Below are 21207 nucleotides of genomic sequence, written 5' to 3' on the forward strand. Positions count from 1 at the left end.
ATAACCTGGGTAACACCCAGTATTATTGACGCTATATCGCTAAATTATTTGCGCTTTAAAATCAAACGCTCAAATTTATACGAGAATTAATTACTACTTCTTTTCGTGATACGACTTTTCAGTATTAACAGACCACACGTTCTTCTTAGAAGTTTCTCCAGTTCGGATATCTTCTACAGCCTCAATAGCAGTTGCCATTGAATGATCTTGGTTATTATAACGATGCTGTCCATTACGACCAACACAATACAAATTACCAAAGCCATCAAGATAATCAATCAATTCAGGCATCTGAGCGTATGTGTCAAAGTAAGCAGGATATGCCTTTGGAACTCGCTCACGGTGAGAATCAAGAACATCTTCCTCACCATTGATAACCTGCATACGAGTCAACTCGTCAATAGCCATCTTGCGAGCATCATCATCACTCATATTCCAGAAGTCGTCGCCTTCGTCGCAGAAGTACTCAAGACCAATCCAAACAGTGTTATCAACATCCTTAACGAGATATGGGCTCCAGTTGTTGAAGATTTGCAAACGTCCGACTTTATATCCAGGATCCTGCACGTAAATCCAGCAATCAGGAACAATAGGAGGATTACCAAGCGTTGGAATAGTGGTAGTATTACGCAGACGCACGCGCTTAACAAGCAAGCCTACAGTCACAAAATCGCGATAAGGTAAACCTTTGGCAACGCGTTGCATTTCTGCTGGAACTTCAGCCTTTTCGTCACCATTTGCACCCTGCTCAAGAGCAGCTACCAAATCCTTAATTGGCATAGAAGATATAAACTGGTCGGCGTGCAATTCTGAACGCTCTCCATTTGCATCTTCAACTACAACACTGGAAATCTTTCCGTCTGCTTGCTTAATAGCAACTACCTTTGCGTCTGTGCGCACAGTAGCACCGTTTTCGCGGCAACGACGCTCAACCGTTTCCCACAACTGACCAGGACCAAGCTTTGGATACCAGAATTCCTCAATTAATGAGGTTTCTACTTCCTTTTCCTTGCCTTTTTTCTTAGGGAAAAGCTTGGAAAAAGCGTTCTTCAACACTTCCACAATGCTCAAACCCTTAACGCGCTGAGCACCCCAATCGGCAGAAATCTGGCTTGGATGTCTACCCCAAAGCTTCTCTGTATAGCCCTCAAAGAACATGGAATAAAGTTTCTTGCCGAAACGATTAATGTAGAAATTCTCAAGATTAGTTTCTGGCAACTTGTGAATCATAGACCACAAATAGCTGAAGCCAACCTTCATAGTCAAGATAAAGCCCATAGAACGCAAGGTTGCTGCAGAAAGAGAAATTGGATAATCAAAGAAATGATGATTCCAGAAAATACGAGAAACGCGATGACGCTTCAACATCACTTCATCTTCAACTTCAGGATCAGGTCCACCTGCTTCCAAATCATGATGACGACCAAGCTTTTTATCATCATATGAAGGCGCACCCTGGAGAGGTAGCATTTCACGCCACCACTGCATAATACGGTCATCTTTTGAGAAGAAACGATGACCGCCAATATCCATACGATTGCCGTTATACTTCACAGTACGCGAAATGCCACCAAACTCACGCGTGGCTTCGAGCACTGTTACGTCGTAGCGGCTAGATCCGCCATCCTTAACGAGTTCCCAGGCTGCCGTCAACCCTGCCGGACCACCACCAATAATTACCACAGATTCCTTTGGGGATTGTGTATCCGTCACTTGTCCTCCATCTTAATACATCAAATTTTTACGAAAACACTTTGCGTGCTAGGTAAGCAATTCCTATACATCCTTATTGAGCATACGCGCATCACGCGATAGATTCAGGAATGTCAATGTCTGTTTTTTGTACTTCTTCAACATTTACATCTTTAAAAGTTACTATTCGTACATTTTTAACAAAACGCGAAGGGCGGTAAACATCCCATACCCAAGCGTCCGTAAGTTGAACATCAAAATAAACATCCTGACCTGCTGAACGCACATTAAAATCGACTTTATTGGCTAAATAAAATCGTCGCTCTGTTTCTACAACATAAGTAAAAAGCTTAATAACATCACGGTATTCTTTGTATAACGCAAGTTCTGCATCGGTTTCATAGTTGTCGAGATCTTCGGCGCTCATTACTTACCTTCCGTATTACGTTTGCGTCCACGACCTATAATGCGCCACCAAGCTTTTTTTGATGAACTTCCTTCAGAGACGTTTACATTGTACGGCCATGCTTCATCAAGATTATCACGATGCACAGGTATAGCCACAGAATGTTCATGCGCACTCAAAGCTTCAATTACACCAGGATTTTCTTCAATAACGTGTAACCCAAAAGCATCTAGCGAGCGAATAGCATCATATTCATCTACAAGAGTGTCCATTACAACAAAATCTTGATATTTTTGATTCTGGGCATCCCATAATGCATCGCGCGCAGTGCCTGTTTTTACAAAGCCAAGCGATTGATACACCGAAAGCGAACGAGTATTAGTTGCCGGAACTCCCACCCAAATTCTATGCAACCCTAGACCAGTCGGCTCTGATGCAAAAGCATAAGTCATCACTCTAGGCATCGCATCGCGCGAATAGCCTCTTCCTCGATAATTTTTGCCTAAAACAACTTGAATTCGAGCACTGCGAGACCATCCGTCAATATCTATAAGGAAAATCATGCCAATAATGTCGCCGGAAGCGTTATTTGAATCATCCAAAACATCAGGAACAATCGCCCACGCAATAGTGTGACGCAATTGAACATCGCCAGCAAAACGACAAGATTCAGAAGGATTTTCGCCAATAAGACTATCTTTAGTCCATTGCATAGAGCTTTCAACCCACGAATGAACCATAGAACGCTCTGAATTAGCATCCTTTCCAGTAATAACTGCAGCACCATCAAATGCGCACAAATCATCCATTCTTTGCAAATCATTGCACGTAGCTGGACGAAGGTGCGCCATCTCTCCACGAATTTGAGGAATTACTATAGATTTTGGTAACTCGCGAGAGTTAATAACACCATCATTGGTTTGTTGCATAGTCACCTACTTGTATTGTGCCTTTGAGAATTAAGCCCTTCGCATAATTCTCATGTCGCATAATATATGATAATCCCGAAGACGAAAAATGCCTCGCAATGTTGATAAATAGTAAATTCTGCGCACCTGCTACACAAACAAATCTGATTTGAGCATGCAGCAAGTACGCAGCACTTACTTTTGAATATTGATTACGCTTTTACGTTTATACATTAGCGTTATCAAACATTAAATTTTTCAGCCTTTACGGCACTTTTCAGCCTTTGATTTTTGCCATCACAATCTTAGTAACAGCCTTAGCATCAGCCTGACCTTTAGTCGCACGCATAACAGCGCCAATAATTGCACCCATCGGCTTCATGTTTCCAGACTTAAGCTTTTCGGCAACTTCAGGATCGGCTGCAAGAGCAGCGTCAACAGCAGCTTCCAAAGCACCGTCGTCGTTCATAACCTTGAATCCGTGCTTCTTAACAACTTCATCAGGCTTACCCTCGCCAGCCAAAACGCATGCAACAGTTTGCTTAGCGAGCTTATCGTTAAGATTGCCGCTTGCAATTAGCTTTTCAACTTGCGCAACGTCTTGTGGAGTAATAGGCAATTCTTCCAAAGTTACGCCACGAGTGTTTGCTTCGCGAGCAAGCTCACCAAGCCACCACTTTTTAGCACCAGCTGCAGTTGCTCCAGCCTTAACGGTTTCTTCAACCAAATCAAGAGCATCCGCGTTAAGAATATCGCGCATTTCAAGATCGCTAATACCCCATTCGCTTTGCAAGCGGTTGCGGCGCTCGCGAGGCATTTCAGGCATTTGCGCCTTCATGCGCTCAATATGCTCTTTAGTGATGTGAAGCATAACCAAATCAGGATCTGGGAAGTAGCGATAATCGTCAGCATCCGACTTCACACGACCGCCAGCAGTAGTCTGAGTTGCCTCATCCCAGTGACGAGTTTCCTGCAAAATCTCGCCGCCTTCACTCAAAATAGCAGCTTGACGACGAATCTCATATTGGAGCGTCTTTTCGATTCCGCGGAATGTGTTCACATTCTTAGTTTCTGAACGCGTACCAAATGGATCGGTTGGCTTGCGACGGAGCGAAACGTTCACGTCAGCACGCATATTGCCCTGCTCCATGCGAGCGTGAGAAATGTTGAGAGCGCGAACAATATCGCGAATAGCACGCATGTATGCGCCTGCGATTTCTGGAGCGCGGCTGCCAGCGCCTTCGATTGGCTTAGTTACAATCTCGATTAAAGGCACACCTGCGCGATTGTAATCAACCAAAGAATGATTTGCGCCTTCAATACGGCCGTCAGCACCACCAACGTGCGTATTCTTACCAGCATCATCTTCAATGTGAGCGCGCTCAATCGGAACGCGGAACACGGTTCCATCTTCAAGCTCAACATCCAAGTAACCGTTGCCATTAGTAGGCTTATCGTACTGGGAGATCTGATAATCGCGAGGCATATCTGGGTAGAAGTAGTTCTTACGAGCGAACTGGCTCCACTCAGCAATTTCGCAATGCAATGCCAAACCAAGCTTAATTGCATAATCAACTGCAGCCTTGTTTACAACTGGCAAAGAGCCTGGCAAACCAAGACTTACAGGAGTTAGCTGAGTATTTGGCTCACCGCCAAAAGATACTTCTGCTGGGCAGAACAGCTTTGTGCGCGTGCTAAGCTCAACGTGAGTTTCCAAACCGAATACTGGATCAAACTGCTCAACAGCATCGGCGTATTTCATAAGTTTTTCAGCCATGAGAATCCTTCTTACTTAAGCTTTGCTTAACTTTACTTAGCCAATGAATCGAGCCAGCCAGCCTTAAGCGACTTCCAGATTGAGCCGCCCCACTGCTCTTCGAGAGCAGCTTCCAACGCTGCTGCAGGCTTGTACATCTTTTCATCATGGCATTGCGGAGCAATAATCTGAATGCCAACAGGCAAACCGTCGTCACTTAAGCCAGCTGGGAGACTCAAAGCAGGAACTCCAGCCATGTTTGCAGGAATCGTAGCAATATCGTTCATATACATAGAAAGCGGATCGTCCATCTTCTCACCAAACTTAAATGCCGTTGTAGGGCTTGTTGGAGAAATAAGAACATCTACTTTCTTAAACGCTTCTTCGAAATCGCGAATAATAAGCGTACGAACTTTCTGTGCAGAACCATACCAAGCATCGTAATAGCCAGCGGAAAGCGCGTAAGTACCGAGAATAATACGGCGCTTTACTTCGTCACCGAAACCAGCTTCACGAGTTGCAGCCATCATATTTGCGGCCGTCTGAGGCTTGTCTGCTGGCGGCATTACGCGCAAACCGTAGCGCATGCCGTCGTAGCGAGCCAAGTTGGAGCTAACTTCGGAAGGCATAATAATGTAGTAAGCAGCCAAAGAATAAGGGAAATGAGGGCAGGAAACTTCCGTAACCTCTGCACCCATATCCTTAAGCAGCTGCACCGCCTCATTAAAGCGAGCTTCAACGCCTGGCTGGAAGCCTTCGCCACTAAGCTCTTTAACTAAACCAACCTTCAAGCCCTTCAAATCACGGCGAGCACCCTCGCGTGCAGCCTGAGCCATTGGAGGAACAGGAGCTGGAATAGAAGTAGAATCGCGCCTATCGTTACCACCGATAATTTCCTGCAAAAGCGCAGAATCAAGAACGGTACGAGAAACAGGTCCAATCTGATCCAAGGAACTTGCCATAGCGATTGCACCAAAACGGCTAACACCGCCATAAGTTGGCTTTGCGCCGACTGTACCAGTTAAAGCACCTGGCTGACGAATAGAGCCACCTGTATCTGTACCCAAAGCAATAGGAGCCTCGAATGCAGCAACAGCTGCAGCTGAACCGCCGCCGGAACCACCAGGAACACGCTCAGTATCCCAAGGATTGCAAGTAGTTTGATAAGCAGAATGTTCTGTAGAAGAACCTTGAGCAAACTCATCCAAATTAGTCTTGCCGAGAATTGGCATGCCAGCTGCTTTGAGCTTTTCAATAACAGTAGCATCGTAAGGTGGAACCCAGCCTTCGAGGATCTTCGATGCTGCAGTGGTTGGAATGCCTTTAGTGACAATCATGTCTTTAATTGCAATTGGAACGCCTGCAAGCTCAGGCAAGCCTTCAGTCTCACCATTAGCGTTCTTAGCATCAAAAGCATCTGCCTGCTCGAGAGCAATATCTGCAGAAACATGCAAGAATGCCTTAATTTCTGGCTCTGCAGATTCAATGACTGCCAAGTGAGCTTCAACAAGTTCACGGCTAGAAACTTCTTTAGCTTTTACAGCCTTTGCCATATCGGCAGCAGAAAGTTTTACCAAATCTTGAGTATTAGTCATGTTTTTATTCCTCCCCCAAAATTCGAGGCGCTACAAACATGCCAGACTCACTTCTAGGAGCATCCGAAAGAGCTTCTTCTTGAGTCAAAGGTGTAGCAGGCTCATCTGGACGCAAATAAGCTTCCAAAGGCACTGGATTTGCAGTAGGTGGCACATCTTCGCCAGCAACTTCCTGCACTTTATTAATAGATTCTGCAATGACGTTCAATTCGCCTTGCAAGCGACTGATTTCTTCGTCGCTTAAAGCAATCTGGGATAAAACGCCCAAATGCTCAATTTCTTCGCGTGTGAATGTAGGCATAACCTCAACTATATGTGTGATACGTGACCTTCGTTAGTAGAAAAAAGCAATGTGGATAAAAGCTTTATGAGAATTATTTGTTGATTATTTTGTTTTATTGAGAAAGTACTACAAATTAATTCTTTAAGACTGAAGCAATTAAAAATTGCGCATGTGTAACACTAAATAATACTTGCACAAATATTTTGCATATATTTTCACAAAATTATCACGAATCAAAATACGTAAAATCCGTTCATTTTATCTGTCAACACGCCGAAACGACAAAACTGACGTAACAAAAAAGTGTTGGTATTTCAGCATTATTTAAACTTTTGTTTGAAACTTAAAAAATTATTTTAAACAATTATCGCATAAATAAAAAGTGTGTAATAATCGTGTGATGTGAGAAGCTGAAGCTGATGCACTGAAGCATATATATGCACTGAAGCACGTATTTGCAGCATCTCACTGAAAAAATAATTTGAAATAAAATCTAATAAAAATCGAAGGATACATATGAAGAGCACAAAGTTCTACCGTAATGCAGCAATGTTGTTGCTCGCGGGCGCGACTATTATTCCACAATGCTTAGCAGTTCCAGCAATGGCAGATTCTTCTGCAAAGCCTTCTGCACCAGCTGCATCTTGCGCAGCCAGCAAGGACTCGCTGAACAACTACTTGTGGGATTTGCATTACGATAAAACGAATATTCTCGCACGTCACGGCGAAACAATTAACAATAAATTCTCCAGCGACAGCTTCAACAAGAACGGCGAATTCGTTGTTGTTGAGCATCAGAAGAAGAACATCACCAATACAACGTCAAACTTGTCGGTAACTTCGGCCAACAATGATCGCGTGTATCCTGGTGCATTATTCCGCGCTGACCAGAATTTGATGGATAACATGCCAAGCTTGATTTCAGCAAATCGCGCACCATTAACTTTGAGCATTGATTTGCCAGGCTTCCACGGCGGCGAGAGTGCTGTAACTGTGCAACATCCAACCAAGAGCTCCGTTACTTCAGCAGTTAACGGTTTAGTTTCTAAGTGGAATGCACAATATGCAGCAAGCCATCATGTGGCAGCTCGTATGCAGTATGATTCCGCAAGCGCACAGAGCATGAACCAGCTCAAGGCTAAGTTTGGTGCTGATTTTGCAAAGATTGGCGTACCGCTGAAGATTGATTTCGATGCAGTACACAAGGGTGAGAAGCAGACTCAAATTGTGAACTTCAAGCAAACTTACTACACAGTAAGCGTCGACGCTCCAGATAGCCCAGCAGATTTCTTTGCTCCATGCACTACGCCAGAAAGCTTGAAGAACCGTGGCGTTGACAGCAAACGCCCACCAGTTTACGTGTCAAACGTAGCTTATGGTCGCTCAATGTACGTAAAGTTCGATACCACCAGCAAGAGCACTGATTTCCAGGCTGCAGTAGAAGCGGCAATTAAGGGCGTAGAAATTAAGCCAAACACCGAATTCCATCGCATTCTCCAGAATACTTCTGTTACTGCAGTGATTCTCGGCGGCAGCGCTAACGGCGCAGCAAAGGTTATTACCGGCAATATCGATACGCTGAAGGCTTTGATTCAGGAAGGTGCAAATTTGAGCACCTCTAGCCCAGCTGTTCCAATCGCTTACACTACTTCCTTCGTAAAAGATAACGAAGTAGCAACTCTCCAGAGCAACAGCGATTATGTTGAGACTAAGGTTTCTGCTTACCGTGACGGTTATTTGACCTTGGATCACCGTGGAGCTTATGTAGCTCGCTACTACGTCTACTGGGATGAGTACGGCACTGATATCGACGGAACTCCATACGTACGTTCTCGCGCTTGGGAAGGAAACGGCAAGTATCGTACCGCTCACTTCAGCACAACGATTCAGTTCAAGGGCAATGTGCGCAATCTTCGCATTAAGTTGGAAGAAAAGACCGGCTTGGTATGGGAACCATGGCGTACAGTGTACAACCGTACTGATTTGCCGTTGGTTCGTCAGCGCACAATCAAGAACTGGGGCACAACCTTGTGGCCTCACGTTGCTGAAACTGTAAAGAATGACTGAACTCATATTGCAATTGAGCATAAATAAATAAAACTGAAAAAATTAAGGACTTTATCTTGTAGCCAGTTACGAGATAAAGTCCTTAATTTTTTACACAAATAGGGTTTCTATTACATTTTTCGCAGTAGGATTTAGTTATGTTAGAGATACAAAATATATCCAAGTACTATAAAACAGCAAGTACTCAATGATATTTCTTTTGTAGCAGAAGATAGCAAAGTTACGGGATTTGTTGGCCCTAACGGTTCAATCAACTGCGCTATATTGCGCATTGGGACTCATAAAAGCCAATGAAGGTGAAGTATTATTCGACGGCGTCCCATACAAAAAGCTTAATTCCCCAATAAAAACAGTCGGCAAAGTATTAGATTTAAAAGCTAATTATAGAAATACTAGTTCTATAAAAAGCTCACATTCGTTGCAAAATATTGTAAAATTCCAAAAAGTCGCGTATCAGAGATTATGGATATTGCCGGAATCAGCTCTATGCAAAATATGAAAATCAAAGAAATATCAACCGGCATGCGCAACCACAACATGCTAAGCCTACTACCGAGCTACCATTGCCTGATACTTCATATATTGGCTCATCCTCAATTTGCTAAAAAGAAACAAGATGATTAGGATTCTCAAGAAAATACACAATGAGCTTAGTGCCAGAATTAGTGCCATCTATTATTACTATGGCTGCTTGGGCTATCGCGTTATTTGCAGCTGGGTGCTCTATTTCTAGCAAGAAGAAGAATTAGAAATTAGTATCGGCAAATAGTTGCAACAAATAAGCCCCGCTCACTTGCTCAGTAATGATTGCAATTGAACAGGGCTTATTTTATTTATACTTACTATGTTTAAATATCGCGATGCTTTTCAATAACGTAGCCAATTGCGTACATGACTACAGCCCAAGCGAGAACTACCAAACCGGACTGCCACCATTCGAAAGCAACATTTACATTTGATGCGAATTTTCCGTTAGAGCTAGAAGAATCACCCAAGAACTGACTTACAGCTGTGGCTGGCAAAAGCTGAGTAAGCACTAAAGTCCATTTTGCAAAACCACTTGAAATCACAATAATGCTAAGAACAGTAGGCAAAATCATCACAGCTCCAATAACGCACATAATTCCGCCAGCAGTTGACTTGCAAATCATGCCGAAGCCGTACGCCATTGCTGCCACAACAACCATAATTACAGGAGATCCAAGGAACAGCATAAGAGGTAATTGCCATGTTCTACTTCCAGACAAGCCTGAGATATTCTCACCCATAAATGCTAATTCTGCAGCAACTAATGAAACTGCCATTGCAATAAGTTGTACCACAAAAACGTAGATTGCGATTGCAACAAACTTAGCGGTAAAGAACATACCCCTTCGAGGTACAGAAGTAAGCGAAGCTTGAATTGAAGTTGTGGAATGCTCAGCTGTTATAGCAAGCACTGCAAAAATCGCAATAACAATCAAAGATATAGAGGCAAAACTAATAACTAAGTTGAAAATACCTTCTTGAGAAGAAATAAGGCTGCTTTTATCGCTCGGCCCCATGGTGACTGCACCGCTTGATTTGCTAGCAGACGCACCCTGTTTAGTAAAGTCAACTTTAGATATTGCTTTTTGCACAATCGCGATAATAAAGCTGAAAACTACAGGCAAAACAATGGCCAATGCCATGCACCACCAAGTGGATGCAAGCCCACGCAACTTAACCATCTCAGATTTAAGAGAGTGCATAAATGTAAGACGTAGGTGCTGAGCGTTCATGCTTCTGCCGGTTTTGTAAGAGTTGCTTGTTGCTTGATCAACAGATTGATTAACAGATTGATTAATTTGCTCACTCATTTTGCGCTTCCTCCATCTGCATATTGCGTTCCAGTCGCAGCAGTAGCATTTGGCAATGCTTTTGTTACGTACTGCTCTTGACCGTGCGTAAGAGCCAAATATGCTTCCTCAAGCGATGCGTGCTCTTGATTTAGCTGGTAAACCATAATTTGATTATCTGCAATTTCGCGAGCAAGTTGATTAAGCTCGCAACCTGTTACCTTAAAAAGTTCGCCTTCTTGAGCGTCTTGAGACGTGCGCTTATCAGGCAAAATCTTGCATTCCGGACGATTTTGAGCGAGCACCGACTTTAGTTTTTCGCCTTCAGGAGTCACTAAACGTATAGCATGCTGAGAATGTGCATTAACAAAATCTTGTACTGTTGTGCGCTCCAAAATTTCGCCATGCGCAATAATCACAAGATTATCTGCAGTAAGCGCGACTTCGCTCATTAAGTGAGAACTAAGTAGTATTGCACGACCTTGACTTGCGTAATACTTGCATAATTCTCGAACCCACTTAACGCCTTCTGGATCCAAGCCGTTAACCGGTTCGTCAAGTATGAGATTGTGCGGATCTGCTAAAAGAGCTGCAGCAATGGAAAGACGCTGACCCATACCAAGCGAGAAGGAACCTGCCTTGCGATTTTTTACACTAGTCAAACCAGTAATATCAATGACTTCATCGACACGTTTCTTTGATATTCCGTGAGTTAAAGCCAGTGAATACAGGTGATTGTAAGCCGTTCGACCTCTGTGGGCAGACTTTGCATCAAGAACTGCTCCCACTTCCGTCATTGGGGATGTGATTTTTGCGTAAGGTTTTCCGTCAATAAGAGAAGTGCCACTATTGGCATGAATAAGATTTAACGCGCAACGCATGGTGGTAGATTTACCAGCGCCATTAGGACCTAAAAAGCCCGTGACTTTACCGTCTTCGGCGACGAAAGAAACGTCGTTAAGCACTGTTTTTGCGCCGAAACGCTTTGTAATATGTTGAAATTCTAACATAAATTAATAATATCACAAATAAAAAAAATACACATTAAATGTAAGCGTTTATGAGTACAAGCTACTGCGTTTTAACTAATACTGCTGATGAGATTCTGCTGACAAAATTCTGCTACCGAAATTCTGCTACCGAAATTCTAATTAATATTTTATTAAGATTCAGCAATTTGGCACTGCATGTTGCGCAATCCACGCGTGCATGGAAACAGCTGCAGCTGCTCCCGCGTTTAGTGAGCGAACAGAGCCGAATTGCGAAATATAAACAACGTCATCCGCCATTTGTAACGCTTTTTTAGAAAGACCCGGACCTTCTGCACCAAAAAGCATAAGGCAACGTTTAGGGAACTTGTAGGTTTCCATAGCAACAGCACCTGGAATAATATCGAGCGCTATAACGCGAGCGTTTTTAGCATCTTGTTCCTTGATATTTGCGATTTTTTCGGCTTCTTTATTGCCTTCTGCCTGCGCTTTAAGCAAAAGTTGATGCGCTTCTTCTGCTTCTCGTGCTATATTTTCGCGCCAATTAGTTACTAGAGTTTCAATAGTTGGGCAGCACTCAACGTATTGGTAAAGCTCAGTCATTAACGAGCCTTTACGATTCCATTTATGAGGCCCTACAATATACACTTTTTTCGCTGTAAACGCGTTTGCAGTGCGAACCATAGAGCCTATATTAAAATCGTGAGTCCAATTTTCTACAGCTACTTCAAACTCATGACGACCTTTAGAATCGAGATCCGCTTTTATGGCTTCTACTTTCCAGTATCGGTAGCGGTCTAGAACGTTACGCTGGTCACCTTCGTCTAGTAATTCAGTGCTAAACCGCGCATCATAATTTGGCGATTCTGGATTATCTGGACGAGGCTCACCTGGATGCTCTTCTTCCCACGGGCCAACTCCTATAGGTCGAAATTCTGGCTCATCGGAAGCTTTTGCAGCCAAAGTAATTGGATTCGGTTCGTGCATGTGTGAGTTTTGCTCCGTTTAATACTTTTGCTTAGTATTGGCAGCTAGTATTTGCAACTAGTCTTGGCAGCCGTCTGTTGCGCAATCTCCTGTGCAACCTGACTTGCAATGACCGCCACAGCAGTTATCCTCGCAGCAAGACTCAGTGCAACCATCATGCTTGCAATCACCGGTGCATTCAACTTTGCAATCACCGCCACAGCAGTTGTCTTCACAGCAGTCTTTGTGCGATTCATTTGCACGCAATTCTCCTTCGTCAAAAGCTTGTACAAATGCCATTTTAGTACTCTCCTCATTTATTGGATTTATTACTTGGAGGTATCTCTTGCCTTGTAAGTCAGCATCAACGCCACCAATTAATGCAACTATAGCAAGAATTTGCGCGCCTTGCTTCTGTACTATGCCAAAATCGAGACTTAATTCATTGCCGTGTCGCAAAGTTACTAGTGAAGAAGTTTGAACATACGATTTTTCAGAAAGCCAAGAATCAAGCAACAATACTCGCTTGCCTTTAACAAACGAACCTTTTGTTGCAGGGAAAACAAAATCCATAACAAAGCCGTCGAGTGTAATTCCTTTACGTTCTGCAGCATGAATAAGTGCAAAAACCATCGGCACTGCAGCAGCAGTTAACGCACCAATAGCGTCAACATCGCGTTCTAACGAATACCCAGCTTTCTCAATTGCATCAAAAAGAACATCACCAACCAACTTGGAGCCGCGCTGAGCAAATGTAACAGAAAACAGTTCACTAAATGGTTTCGCACGCATATCCGCATAAAGCATGCGCTTAAGTTCAGCTCGTTCCTTTTGTAATTCTGTCATTTTGCACTCCTTAGCGTTTAGAGTTGTTCAATTTTTGACGCTTTGATGTTTTTTGCTTAACGATCTTCTACTGATACTTCCGGAGCGCTCAACTCTTTAACATCAGCTTTGTCAGAGTCAATAAGATCTATTGAAGCAATAACTTTACTTTGATCTAACTTCTGAAGTTTACGCGCTGTTACCAACACTCGCGACTCAAGCGAAGAAGCAAACTTATTGTAAGCTGCAACTGTTCTTGCCAAAGATACGCCAAGTTTTGAAGCATTTTCTCCAAGAACTGCAAAGCGATCATACAATTCTCGAGATAAATCGAAAAGTTCTTTCGCATCATCTGTAAGACTTTGCTGCTGCCATGCGTACGCAACAGACTTAAGCACGGCCCACAAAGTAACTGGGGAAGTGAGTGCTACTTTTTGCGCAAAAGCATCATCCATAAGCGTTGGATCTGCCTCAAGAGCTGCCTGAAGCAATGCTTCGTTTGGAATAAATGCAACTACAAAGTCTGGTGCTGTTTCAAAAGCCTGCCAATATGCTTTAGCTCCTAATGCTCTAACGTGCTCTCGCAAAGCCTTAGCGTGCGCTTTTAGAAGCTCGCTTCTTCTAGCTAATTCTTCGTCACTTGCATTATCTGGTATTTCGCAAGCGCGCTGATAATCCGCATACGGAACTTTTGCATCAACTGGAATTGTTTTGCCTCCTGGCAGATGCACAACCATATCTGGCCTCTGCTGTTCGCCATTTACTCCAGTTACAACAACCTGCGTATCAAAATCAACATGCTCAAGCAAGCCTGCAGATTCAACAATATTCTTTAGTTGAGCCTCACCCCAAGCTCCGCGAACCTTATTATTTCGCAATGCTGCAGAAAGCGAACTTGTTTCGCGGTCAAGCCTTGTTTGCTGCTCACTTAACCCTTTAAGCTGAGTGCTTAGCACGCCCATTTCTTGCTTACGCCCTTCTTCAATCTGCGAAACTTTATTCTTCAATGCTTCGAGATTGTCTTTTACTGGAGCAAGCGCTTCCAAAACTTTACCTTGCTCTTTCAAAGTTTTTTCACGATTTAACCGTTCGCGTTCTTCTCGCTCTGCGCGCAATTGTTCTTCGCGATTCACTCGCAATTGCTCTGCCTGCTGCGCTTTAGCAAGTTCTGCTTCAACAAACTTTAATCGCTCAGCAAGCTGCTCTGCTTGCGTGCGATAGCGTATAGCCTGATTGCCATTTTCTTGAGCTTGAGCGCGCGCTTGTTCATACTGCGAGCGCAATTCGTTAAATTCGCGCTGGTTTACGCCATTAGCGCCTTGCGTTCCAGAGTTGTGCTTAACAATAGCCAGCACAACAATGGCGGTTATTACAACAGCAACCACCATTAAAACAAACATCACAATATTATCGAACATACGTTCTATTAAACACTATTGAGTTGACTTTTGAAATATAATTAAACACGTCTTTTAAGCACGTTCAAAATAAAGCAATCCACGTCCACATGTGCCACTCCATAGGCAAACTGCAATTACAGTAAGCACAACAACGACATATAACAATATGGATTGTCCAGGGATTACAGGCAAAGTTCCAGAAGGATACCATCGCAAAATCAATCCAATTTTACTTTGCAAACCTTGTGTAGCAATATTCATCACCACTAAAAAGACACCAAATGCAAGACCGTAAAACCTTCCAAAACAGGCTAATCCAATCATTATGAGCACAATATCAATCCACGCATTACCTAAAATCATCTGCAATGTACTAAATAACTGCAAGTCAATTATACGAACAATTAACACTGAAGCGCCAAATGAAACAAACAAACACAATAAAGCAGCACTCAATGCATATATTCGCAACCTTTTCATCACGAAACGTTCCCACGATACCATAATCGGAGCAAGACAAACGAATGCCGCGGCAATAAACCCAACTACAATAACTTCATACAGAGGAACAACAAAATTAACAACACTACTACCAGATTGACATTGAAACGTTATACCTTCTACCGCATTATGCACATTAGCAGAATCCGGCAAACAAATATTACCAACATAAACTGGCAACTGCGTTACAAATGATCTGAATATAATAAGCATTAAAGAAGGAAGGACTACGGACAATAAAATTGCAATAATTGCAAAAATATAATGCCTACCTTCAAGCCAAGCGCGAAAATTATTTTTCATGCTTATCACCAAGTTCCGATAAGACTTGTTGTGGAGTTATGCGGCATTGATTAAGTTCTTTAACATGATTTTTTACAAATTGCTTCAGCTTAGCATCATCAGCATTATTAATACTCATAGCCACTTTATCGTTTGCTTCACCTGGAATAAATCCATATGACCCATACACATCATTACTTATACGAGAAGGAAGCTGAGCAAGCAAAAATGCTGTAACAGAAGCGTTTGAATCAAGATTCTTTTTTACATATACTTCTTTCATAGCACTTGATGCACATTTTGCAGGCACAAATTTTTGTAACACTTCTTGAGCGATACCAGTCATATCACCATATTTCTCAGAACGCCTAACAAATGTATCTGTTTGTTGTTGAATAACAGTAGCTTTAAGATTACGTAACTTTATTAAACCACTATTAGTAAGATTCCAAGATTTTTCAGTATTTGTTGGAGTAAACGCATTTCCAAGCACAAGCACAATTCCTTTGCCTTGCGAATCTCTCTGATTCTTAGGAAACCAAGAAGCAACAGTTTTCAGATGTTTAACAGCACGAAGTTTACGAATATAAGCTTCTTCAGGATGTACACAAACAGAAAAAGCAGTATCTTTAAACGTCGTACACTGAGGCACAAAAGGTCCAGAGCGAATCCAAGGTTTTGGACCCCACATAGCTATACAACAAGCACATACTATTGGCATAATTAAAGAAATACTTATTGCTTTTATGCACCAATAAGATCCCTTTTGCCAAAAATATCTAATATGCGCGCAACAAAGAATGCATGAAACGATAACAACACACACAAAGAATATGCGCAAAGTCACCAACCATGGGTTCATACGCAAACCAGGCTCAGCACCAATACCAGCATCCGACACTGGAAGTATTGCATATAAACTACTACCCCAATATCTAGGAAAAATATCTCCCTGAGGTATGGTGCCATTATGCATTATAATGACACCATAAATACAGCACCAAATTATTGCAAAAGATAATAAAGCTGAGAATACAATTGCCCAACGATTGCCAATAATTACTCCTAAAGCAAAACCAATTGCAAAAAATGCACTTGGCGTCACGCCTCCACATAATAGTGGAAAATACGGAAAATTTGTAATATTTACATCACTCTGAATTACTGTTGGCAATATACTTACGCAATATAACAAACTGCACAGTATAGCGCCTTTTAGTATAGGAATAGCGTAACGACTGGCTGATTTTCCTGCACACCACGCAGAATTAACCAAACATCTAGGCGAGCAAGCTTTACATGAACACCATGCGCCAAAAATGCAAGCAACAATATCAGACAAACAATGCATCCACGTGACATCAATTCTTAACCAAAGCGCATAATTATTATTATGCGCTAAAAAATTTGCCACACCCAAAAAAATAGGATATGCAATCAAAAATAAGCTAAAAATACAACTGCTTATTAGAGATAATGGGTACATAATACGTGAAATAATTGTGCACTTCTTATGACTTTTCGTAAAAAATCTGAATTCAGTTAAAAAGTTAGAATATTGACGCATATTTAATCACATCCCTACTTGCTACCACATTAACGAAATAAGAAACTATACATATCTAGTTACTGCTACTACTAATTTTTATGAAATTTAGATAGCAAATGCCTATACCCTGATTCCCATGGAGTTACCATAAGATCTTCACGATTAGCATATTGAAGAAGATTATCCATTTTCCCATCAAGCAATATAATTCCTTCATTAAGAACTATAACCCGATCCGCAATTACTGCTAAATCTTCTACTAAATGTGTACTGACAATAATAGTATGCTTTTGCGAATAAGACTTAAGAAAATTACGAATATCAATACGCTGCTCAGGATCTAAACCAACAGTAGGCTCATCAAGTATTAGTACTGCAGGCTGACTAGCAATCACACAAGCAATACCAGCACGCTGACGCTGACCTCCTGATATTTTAGCAACTATGCGATGTGCTTGTTTTTCCAAGCCAACCTGTTTGAGAGCATTCCAAGCAGCCTGATACGCAGCGTTCCACGATAAACCTCGCGCCCATGCGGCATATTGAACATTTTTTAACACACTCGATGCATTCATAAGTTCAAATGATTGTGGCAAATAACCAATATTTGACCGAGCTTTAGCCCTTTCCGCACGATCAGTTACGTCAAAGCCATGAACAAAAAGTTTCCCACTAGAGGGAGCATAAATCGTCGCTATAACGTTAAGCAGAGTAGTTTTCCCAGCACCATTTGGCCCCAAAAGACCACATATGCCAAAAGATAAATCTATAGAAAGATTATGCAAAATTTGTTTTTTCCCATACGAAAAATTCACATTAACAAGTTGCACATCTGAGCACGTATATGATTCTTGCATATCTCACCACTTAATAACTAGACTACTTACCTACAACTTCGTATATTTTCTCTGTCTATTCCAACTACAGAACCACTCATCTGAGCATAAGCTGACATTGGCATAGCATAAGCAATAGTAGAACGCGCAACTATTGCAAATCCTTCCTTTGCGAACATATTCGTATCTCCATTTTCAATCTGCTTCATAACGTATTCAGCCTTGAATACATACACGCATTTTATAATAATTCAATATAAAAAAAATAGATTTTTACAAAAACCAATTAAAATTTTAAAAGATACGCATATTCGATAATGCCAATTATCAGCAATAACTCGAAAAATTAAGGGGGAATTCCACCTTTTTATTTCAAGTTCATTCTACAAATATTTTTTATTTAGATAAAAAAATAGCGTGCTGTCTACTGGGGAATAATCCAACAAACAGCACGCTTTGTTTTATTTGACTACATTGAAGAATGCAGGCACTACGCAATCTTTAGGGTCACATGGTCGCTAGTATTCTCACAATCCGCAACTACGCGTGCACCATCATGCACCTTTCCAGAAAGCAACAATCGCGCAAGTTGATCGCCAATTTCCGTTTGAACCAATCTACGCAACGGACGAGCACCATAAACTGGATCATAGCCATGCTCCGCAAGCCAAGCGCGAGCAGAATCACTCACATCCAAGCTAATACGGCGGTCGCTCAAGCGTGCAGCCACTTGACGAACTTGAATATCCACAATTCCACCAAGCTCTTCGCGGCTCAACGGATGGAACATAACAAGCTCATCCAAACGGTTAATGAACTCTGGCTTAAACTCAGCGTGAACAGCGTTCATAACAGCCTTGCGTTTAGCAGCATCGTCCAAGCCTTCTTGTACAAGGAATTGCGAACCCAAGTTTGATGTCATAATCAAAATCGTATTCGTAAAATCAACCGTTCTACCTTGTCCGTCAGTCAAACGACCATCGTCCAAAACCTGCAACAAAACGTCGAATACTTCTGGATGTGCCTTCTCGACTTCGTCAAAAAGCACTACAGAATACGGACGTCTACGCACAGCTTCAGTAAGCTGGCCGCCTTCCTCGTAGCCAATGTAACCAGGAGCAGCACCGATAAGCCGCGATACGGAAGCCTTTTCCATGTACTCGCTCATATCAATGCGAACCATTGCGCGCTCGTCGTCAAACAAAAAGTCAGCAAGAGCCTTTGCAAGCTCCGTCTTACCAACGCCAGTAGGACCCAAGAACAAGAAGGAACCAGTTGGGCGATTAGGGTCTGCAATTCCAGCGCGGCTTCTGCGCACAGCATCCGCTATAGCCTGAATTGCTTCACTTTGACCAACCACACGCTTAGAAAGCTCCTTTTCCATGTTGAGCAGCTTCTCATTTTCGCCTTGCATCAAGCGACCAACAGGAATGCCCGTCCATTCGCTAACGACTCCTGCAATAGAATCAGCATCAACCTGATCCGGAACCATTGGCTCTTTCGCTTCACTCTTAGCGTTAGCAGCCTGTGATTCCGCTTCTTCCAAAGCTTTTTGAATGCTTGGAATTTCGCCATACAAAATACGGCTTGCTTGTTCCAAGTTGCCTTCACGTGTGAATTTGTCGGCTTCTACGCGCTTAGCGTCAAGTTGCGCTCGCAAATCACCAACCTTGTTATGGCCAGCTTTTTCCGCATCCCAACGCGCTTTCAATCCAGTAAGCTTTTCGCGCGAGTTTGCTAATTCTTCTTGCAACTTTTCTAAGCGTTCGCGCGCAGCAGCATCTTCCGCCTTCTTTAATTGCATTTCTTCCATTTCAAGACGCGTAACTTTGCGCTGCAATTCGTCGATCTCTTCTGGCTGAGAATCAAGCTCCATGCGCAAGTGAGCTGCCGCTTCATCCACCAAATCAATCGCCTTATCTGGAAGTTGTCTGCCAGTAATATATCGGTTTGAAAGCGTTGCTGCAGCTACGATTGCATCGTCACTAATCGTCACCTTGTGGTGTGCTTCGTAACGTTGCTTAAGTCCGCGCAAAATCGTCACAGTATCTTCAACAGACGGCTCGCCAACGAACACTTGCTGGAATCTGCGTTCAAGCGCAGAATCCTTTTCAATATGCTCACGATACTCGTTAAGCGTAGTTGCGCCAACCAAACGCAGCTCACCGCGCGCAAGCATTGGCTTAAGCATATTGCCAGCATCCATTGAACCTTCTGCAGATCCTGCTCCAACAACAGTGTGAATTTCGTCAATAAACGTAATAATTTGACCGTCCGATTGCTGGATTTCCTTCAACACTGCCTTTAAGCGTTCCTCAAACTCGCCGCGATACTTCGAACCTGCAACCATCGAAGCCAAATCGAGACTGATAAGACGCTTGTTCTGCAAAGTCGTAGGCACATCTCCTGCAACAATTCGCTGAGCCAAGCCTTCCACAACTGCTGTTTTACCAACGCCCGGCTCGCCAATTAGCACAGGATTATTCTTCGTGCGGCGAGAAAGAATCTGAATCACGCGGCGAATCTCCTGGTCTCGTCCAATTACTGGGTCGAGCTTTCCTTCGCGAGCGCGCGCAGTCATATCAACAGAATACTTTTCGAGTGCTTTGTAGTTGCCTTCAGCATCCGGACTTGTCACTTTTGCGCCACCGCGCACAGTTGGCACAGCCTTACGCAACACGTCTGCGGAAACGTTGTGCTTTCTGAAAATATCCGCAACAGCATTCGGCGCGCTTGCAACCATGCCAATAAGCATGTGCTCCGTAGAAACGTATTCGTCTCCCATTGCGCGCATTTCTTTTTCTGCCTGGCTTAGCGCAGCCAAAAGCTGACGACTTGCATCTGGCTTAGTTGTAGTTGAACCAGTAGATGAAGGCAATGCCACTAATGCGTTACGAATTTCAGCACCGATTTGTTGCGCGTCAGCCCCCGCCTGAGCAATAAGCGCGCGAACGACGCCCTGCTCTTGGCGAAGTAAAGCATCCGCCAAATGCAAAGTGTCAACTTGCGCATTGCCAGCAGCCGCTGCACTTTGCACAGCGTCGCTTAATGCGTCTTGCGCTAAGGTTGTAAACTTTTGTTCCATATCTACCTCATTTCCACGAAAGCTCTAAAACACATTTCAGTTAAGTCAAATCGCTGCAACTTTTATTGCAACCTTTATTGCAACTCTCGTTGCAATTTCAAGCTTTTTGACAATACTTTCGAGTTCTAACGAGCTTTCACTTTCATGTATCTGATACGTATAACAGATTTTCCTATAACTTTATTCCTAAAACTTGAGTGTACTAGACTCAAGTTTTGAAATCAAGATTAAGGGCTATTTCCTAAAATCA

The 21207-nt window shown here is 42.8% G+C and carries 17 protein-coding genes; 1 reads left to right on the top strand and 16 read right to left on the bottom strand.

Features of this window, described 5'->3' with window-relative positions:
• Positions 1 to 93 precede the first annotated feature (93 nt).
• The 6 genes from HXT48_RS06965 to gatC all read right to left on the bottom strand — a co-directional run bounded on the left by HXT48_RS06965 (position 94) and on the right by gatC (position 6658).
• Positions 94 to 1713, bottom strand: a complete 1620-nt coding sequence (locus HXT48_RS06965) for an NAD(P)/FAD-dependent oxidoreductase (RefSeq protein ID WP_012913735.1) — start codon at positions 1711 to 1713, stop codon at positions 94 to 96.
• A 91-nt stretch (positions 1714 to 1804) separates the two neighbouring features.
• Positions 1805 to 2119 carry a DUF2469 domain-containing protein gene (locus HXT48_RS06970; protein ID WP_004105898.1) on the bottom strand — a complete coding sequence of 105 codons (315 nt, stop codon included), beginning with the start codon at positions 2117 to 2119 and terminating at the stop codon, positions 1805 to 1807.
• Positions 2119 to 3027, bottom strand: a complete 909-nt coding sequence (locus HXT48_RS06975; RefSeq protein WP_012913734.1) for a GNAT family N-acetyltransferase — start codon at positions 3025 to 3027, stop codon at positions 2119 to 2121. Before HXT48_RS06975 ends, HXT48_RS06970 begins: the two co-directional genes overlap by 1 nt.
• A 256-nt stretch (positions 3028 to 3283) precedes the next feature.
• Positions 3284 to 4783, bottom strand: a complete 1500-nt coding sequence (gatB, locus tag HXT48_RS06980) for an Asp-tRNA(Asn)/Glu-tRNA(Gln) amidotransferase subunit GatB (protein WP_102155531.1) — start codon at positions 4781 to 4783, stop codon at positions 3284 to 3286.
• 32 nt (positions 4784 to 4815) lie between these two features.
• Positions 4816 to 6357 carry an Asp-tRNA(Asn)/Glu-tRNA(Gln) amidotransferase subunit GatA gene (gene gatA, locus HXT48_RS06985; protein ID WP_102155533.1) on the bottom strand — a complete coding sequence of 514 codons (1542 nt, stop codon included), beginning with the start codon at positions 6355 to 6357 and terminating at the stop codon, positions 4816 to 4818.
• 4 nt (positions 6358 to 6361) lie between these two features.
• On the bottom strand, positions 6362 to 6658 hold the full coding sequence (gene gatC / locus HXT48_RS06990; RefSeq protein WP_004105888.1) for an Asp-tRNA(Asn)/Glu-tRNA(Gln) amidotransferase subunit GatC: 297 nt from the start codon (positions 6656 to 6658) through the stop codon (positions 6362 to 6364).
• Between the two features lie 498 nt (positions 6659 to 7156).
• Here gatC and vly point away from each other — a divergent pair, with 498 nt between their 5' ends.
• Complete coding sequence (gene vly, locus HXT48_RS06995; protein WP_248893054.1) at positions 7157 to 8707, top strand: cholesterol-dependent cytolysin vaginolysin; 1551 nt, start codon at positions 7157 to 7159, stop codon at positions 8705 to 8707.
• An 848-nt stretch (positions 8708 to 9555) separates the two neighbouring features.
• Here vly and HXT48_RS07000 read toward each other — a convergent pair.
• The 10 genes from HXT48_RS07000 to clpB form a co-directional block, all read right to left on the bottom strand.
• A complete protein-coding gene (locus HXT48_RS07000; RefSeq protein ID WP_076002565.1) occupies positions 9556 to 10545 on the bottom strand; it encodes an ABC transporter permease subunit in 990 nt (329 codons plus the stop codon).
• Entirely contained in the window at positions 10542 to 11534 is a 993-nt protein-coding gene (locus HXT48_RS07005) for an ATP-binding cassette domain-containing protein (protein ID WP_288231411.1), read from the bottom strand. The genes HXT48_RS07000 and HXT48_RS07005 overlap by 4 nt, the downstream gene beginning before the upstream one ends.
• Before the next feature lie 159 nt (positions 11535 to 11693).
• Positions 11694 to 12500, bottom strand: coding sequence for a TrmH family RNA methyltransferase (locus tag HXT48_RS07010; RefSeq protein ID WP_288231412.1), 807 nt, complete (start codon positions 12498 to 12500; stop codon positions 11694 to 11696).
• A 57-nt stretch (positions 12501 to 12557) separates the two neighbouring features.
• A complete protein-coding gene (locus HXT48_RS07015; protein WP_421782910.1) occupies positions 12558 to 13325 on the bottom strand; it encodes a hypothetical protein in 768 nt (255 codons plus the stop codon).
• A gap of 56 nt (positions 13326 to 13381) precedes the next feature.
• On the bottom strand, positions 13382 to 14722 hold the full coding sequence (gene rmuC / locus HXT48_RS07020; protein ID WP_410311965.1) for a DNA recombination protein RmuC: 1341 nt from the start codon (positions 14720 to 14722) through the stop codon (positions 13382 to 13384).
• A 54-nt stretch (positions 14723 to 14776) separates the two neighbouring features.
• A complete protein-coding gene (locus HXT48_RS07025; protein WP_102155539.1) occupies positions 14777 to 15508 on the bottom strand; it encodes a hypothetical protein in 732 nt (243 codons plus the stop codon).
• Positions 15498 to 16592 (bottom strand): hypothetical protein, encoded by a 1095-nt coding sequence (locus HXT48_RS07030; protein ID WP_102155790.1) that lies wholly within the window; start codon positions 16590 to 16592, stop codon positions 15498 to 15500. The genes HXT48_RS07025 and HXT48_RS07030 overlap by 11 nt, the downstream gene beginning before the upstream one ends.
• Before the next feature lie 533 nt (positions 16593 to 17125).
• Positions 17126 to 17893, bottom strand: a complete 768-nt coding sequence (locus HXT48_RS07035) for an ABC transporter ATP-binding protein (RefSeq protein ID WP_421782907.1) — start codon at positions 17891 to 17893, stop codon at positions 17126 to 17128.
• Positions 17894 to 17919: 26 nt separating this feature from the next.
• Positions 17920 to 18081 carry a hypothetical protein gene (locus HXT48_RS07040; RefSeq protein WP_004136515.1) on the bottom strand — a complete coding sequence of 54 codons (162 nt, stop codon included), beginning with the start codon at positions 18079 to 18081 and terminating at the stop codon, positions 17920 to 17922.
• Positions 18082 to 18362: 281 nt separating this feature from the next.
• Entirely contained in the window at positions 18363 to 20957 is a 2595-nt protein-coding gene (gene clpB, locus HXT48_RS07045; RefSeq protein ID WP_102155543.1) for an ATP-dependent chaperone ClpB, read from the bottom strand.
• Positions 20958 to 21207: the final 250 nt, after the last annotated feature.

The organism is Gardnerella sp. KA00127, from assembly GCF_049244125.1.
In the GTDB taxonomy this organism is placed as follows: Bacteria; Actinomycetota; Actinomycetes; order Actinomycetales; family Bifidobacteriaceae; genus Bifidobacterium; species Bifidobacterium swidsinskii.

Coding starts and splice junctions, on each gene's coding strand:
- vly (WP_248893054.1), top strand. CDS start 7,157: ATGAAGAGCACAAAGTTCTACCGTAATGCAGCAATGTTGTTGCTCGCG.
- gatC (WP_004105888.1), bottom strand. CDS start 6,658: ATGCCTACATTCACACGCGAAGAAATTGAGCATTTGGGCGTTTTATCC.
- gatA (WP_102155533.1), bottom strand. CDS start 6,357: ATGACTAATACTCAAGATTTGGTAAAACTTTCTGCTGCCGATATGGCA.
- HXT48_RS07035 (WP_421782907.1), bottom strand. CDS start 17,893: ATGCAAGAATCATATACGTGCTCAGATGTGCAACTTGTTAATGTGAAT.
- HXT48_RS06970 (WP_004105898.1), bottom strand. CDS start 2,119: ATGAGCGCCGAAGATCTCGACAACTATGAAACCGATGCAGAACTTGCG.
- gatB (WP_102155531.1), bottom strand. CDS start 4,783: ATGGCTGAAAAACTTATGAAATACGCCGATGCTGTTGAGCAGTTTGAT.
- HXT48_RS07025 (WP_102155539.1), bottom strand. CDS start 15,508: ATGAAAAATAATTTTCGCGCTTGGCTTGAAGGTAGGCATTATATTTTT.
- clpB (WP_102155543.1), bottom strand. CDS start 20,957: ATGGAACAAAAGTTTACAACCTTAGCGCAAGACGCATTAAGCGACGCT.
- HXT48_RS07005 (WP_288231411.1), bottom strand. CDS start 11,534: ATGTTAGAATTTCAACATATTACAAAGCGTTTCGGCGCAAAAACAGTG.
- HXT48_RS06975 (WP_012913734.1), bottom strand. CDS start 3,027: ATGCAACAAACCAATGATGGTGTTATTAACTCTCGCGAGTTACCAAAA.
- rmuC (WP_410311965.1), bottom strand. CDS start 14,722: ATGTTCGATAATATTGTGATGTTTGTTTTAATGGTGGTTGCTGTTGTA.
- HXT48_RS07015 (WP_421782910.1), bottom strand. CDS start 13,325: ATGACAGAATTACAAAAGGAACGAGCTGAACTTAAGCGCATGCTTTAT.
- HXT48_RS07040 (WP_004136515.1), bottom strand. CDS start 18,081: ATGAAGCAGATTGAAAATGGAGATACGAATATGTTCGCAAAGGAAGGA.
- HXT48_RS07010 (WP_288231412.1), bottom strand. CDS start 12,500: ATGCACGAACCGAATCCAATTACTTTGGCTGCAAAAGCTTCCGATGAG.
- HXT48_RS07000 (WP_076002565.1), bottom strand. CDS start 10,545: ATGAGTGAGCAAATTAATCAATCTGTTAATCAATCTGTTGATCAAGCA.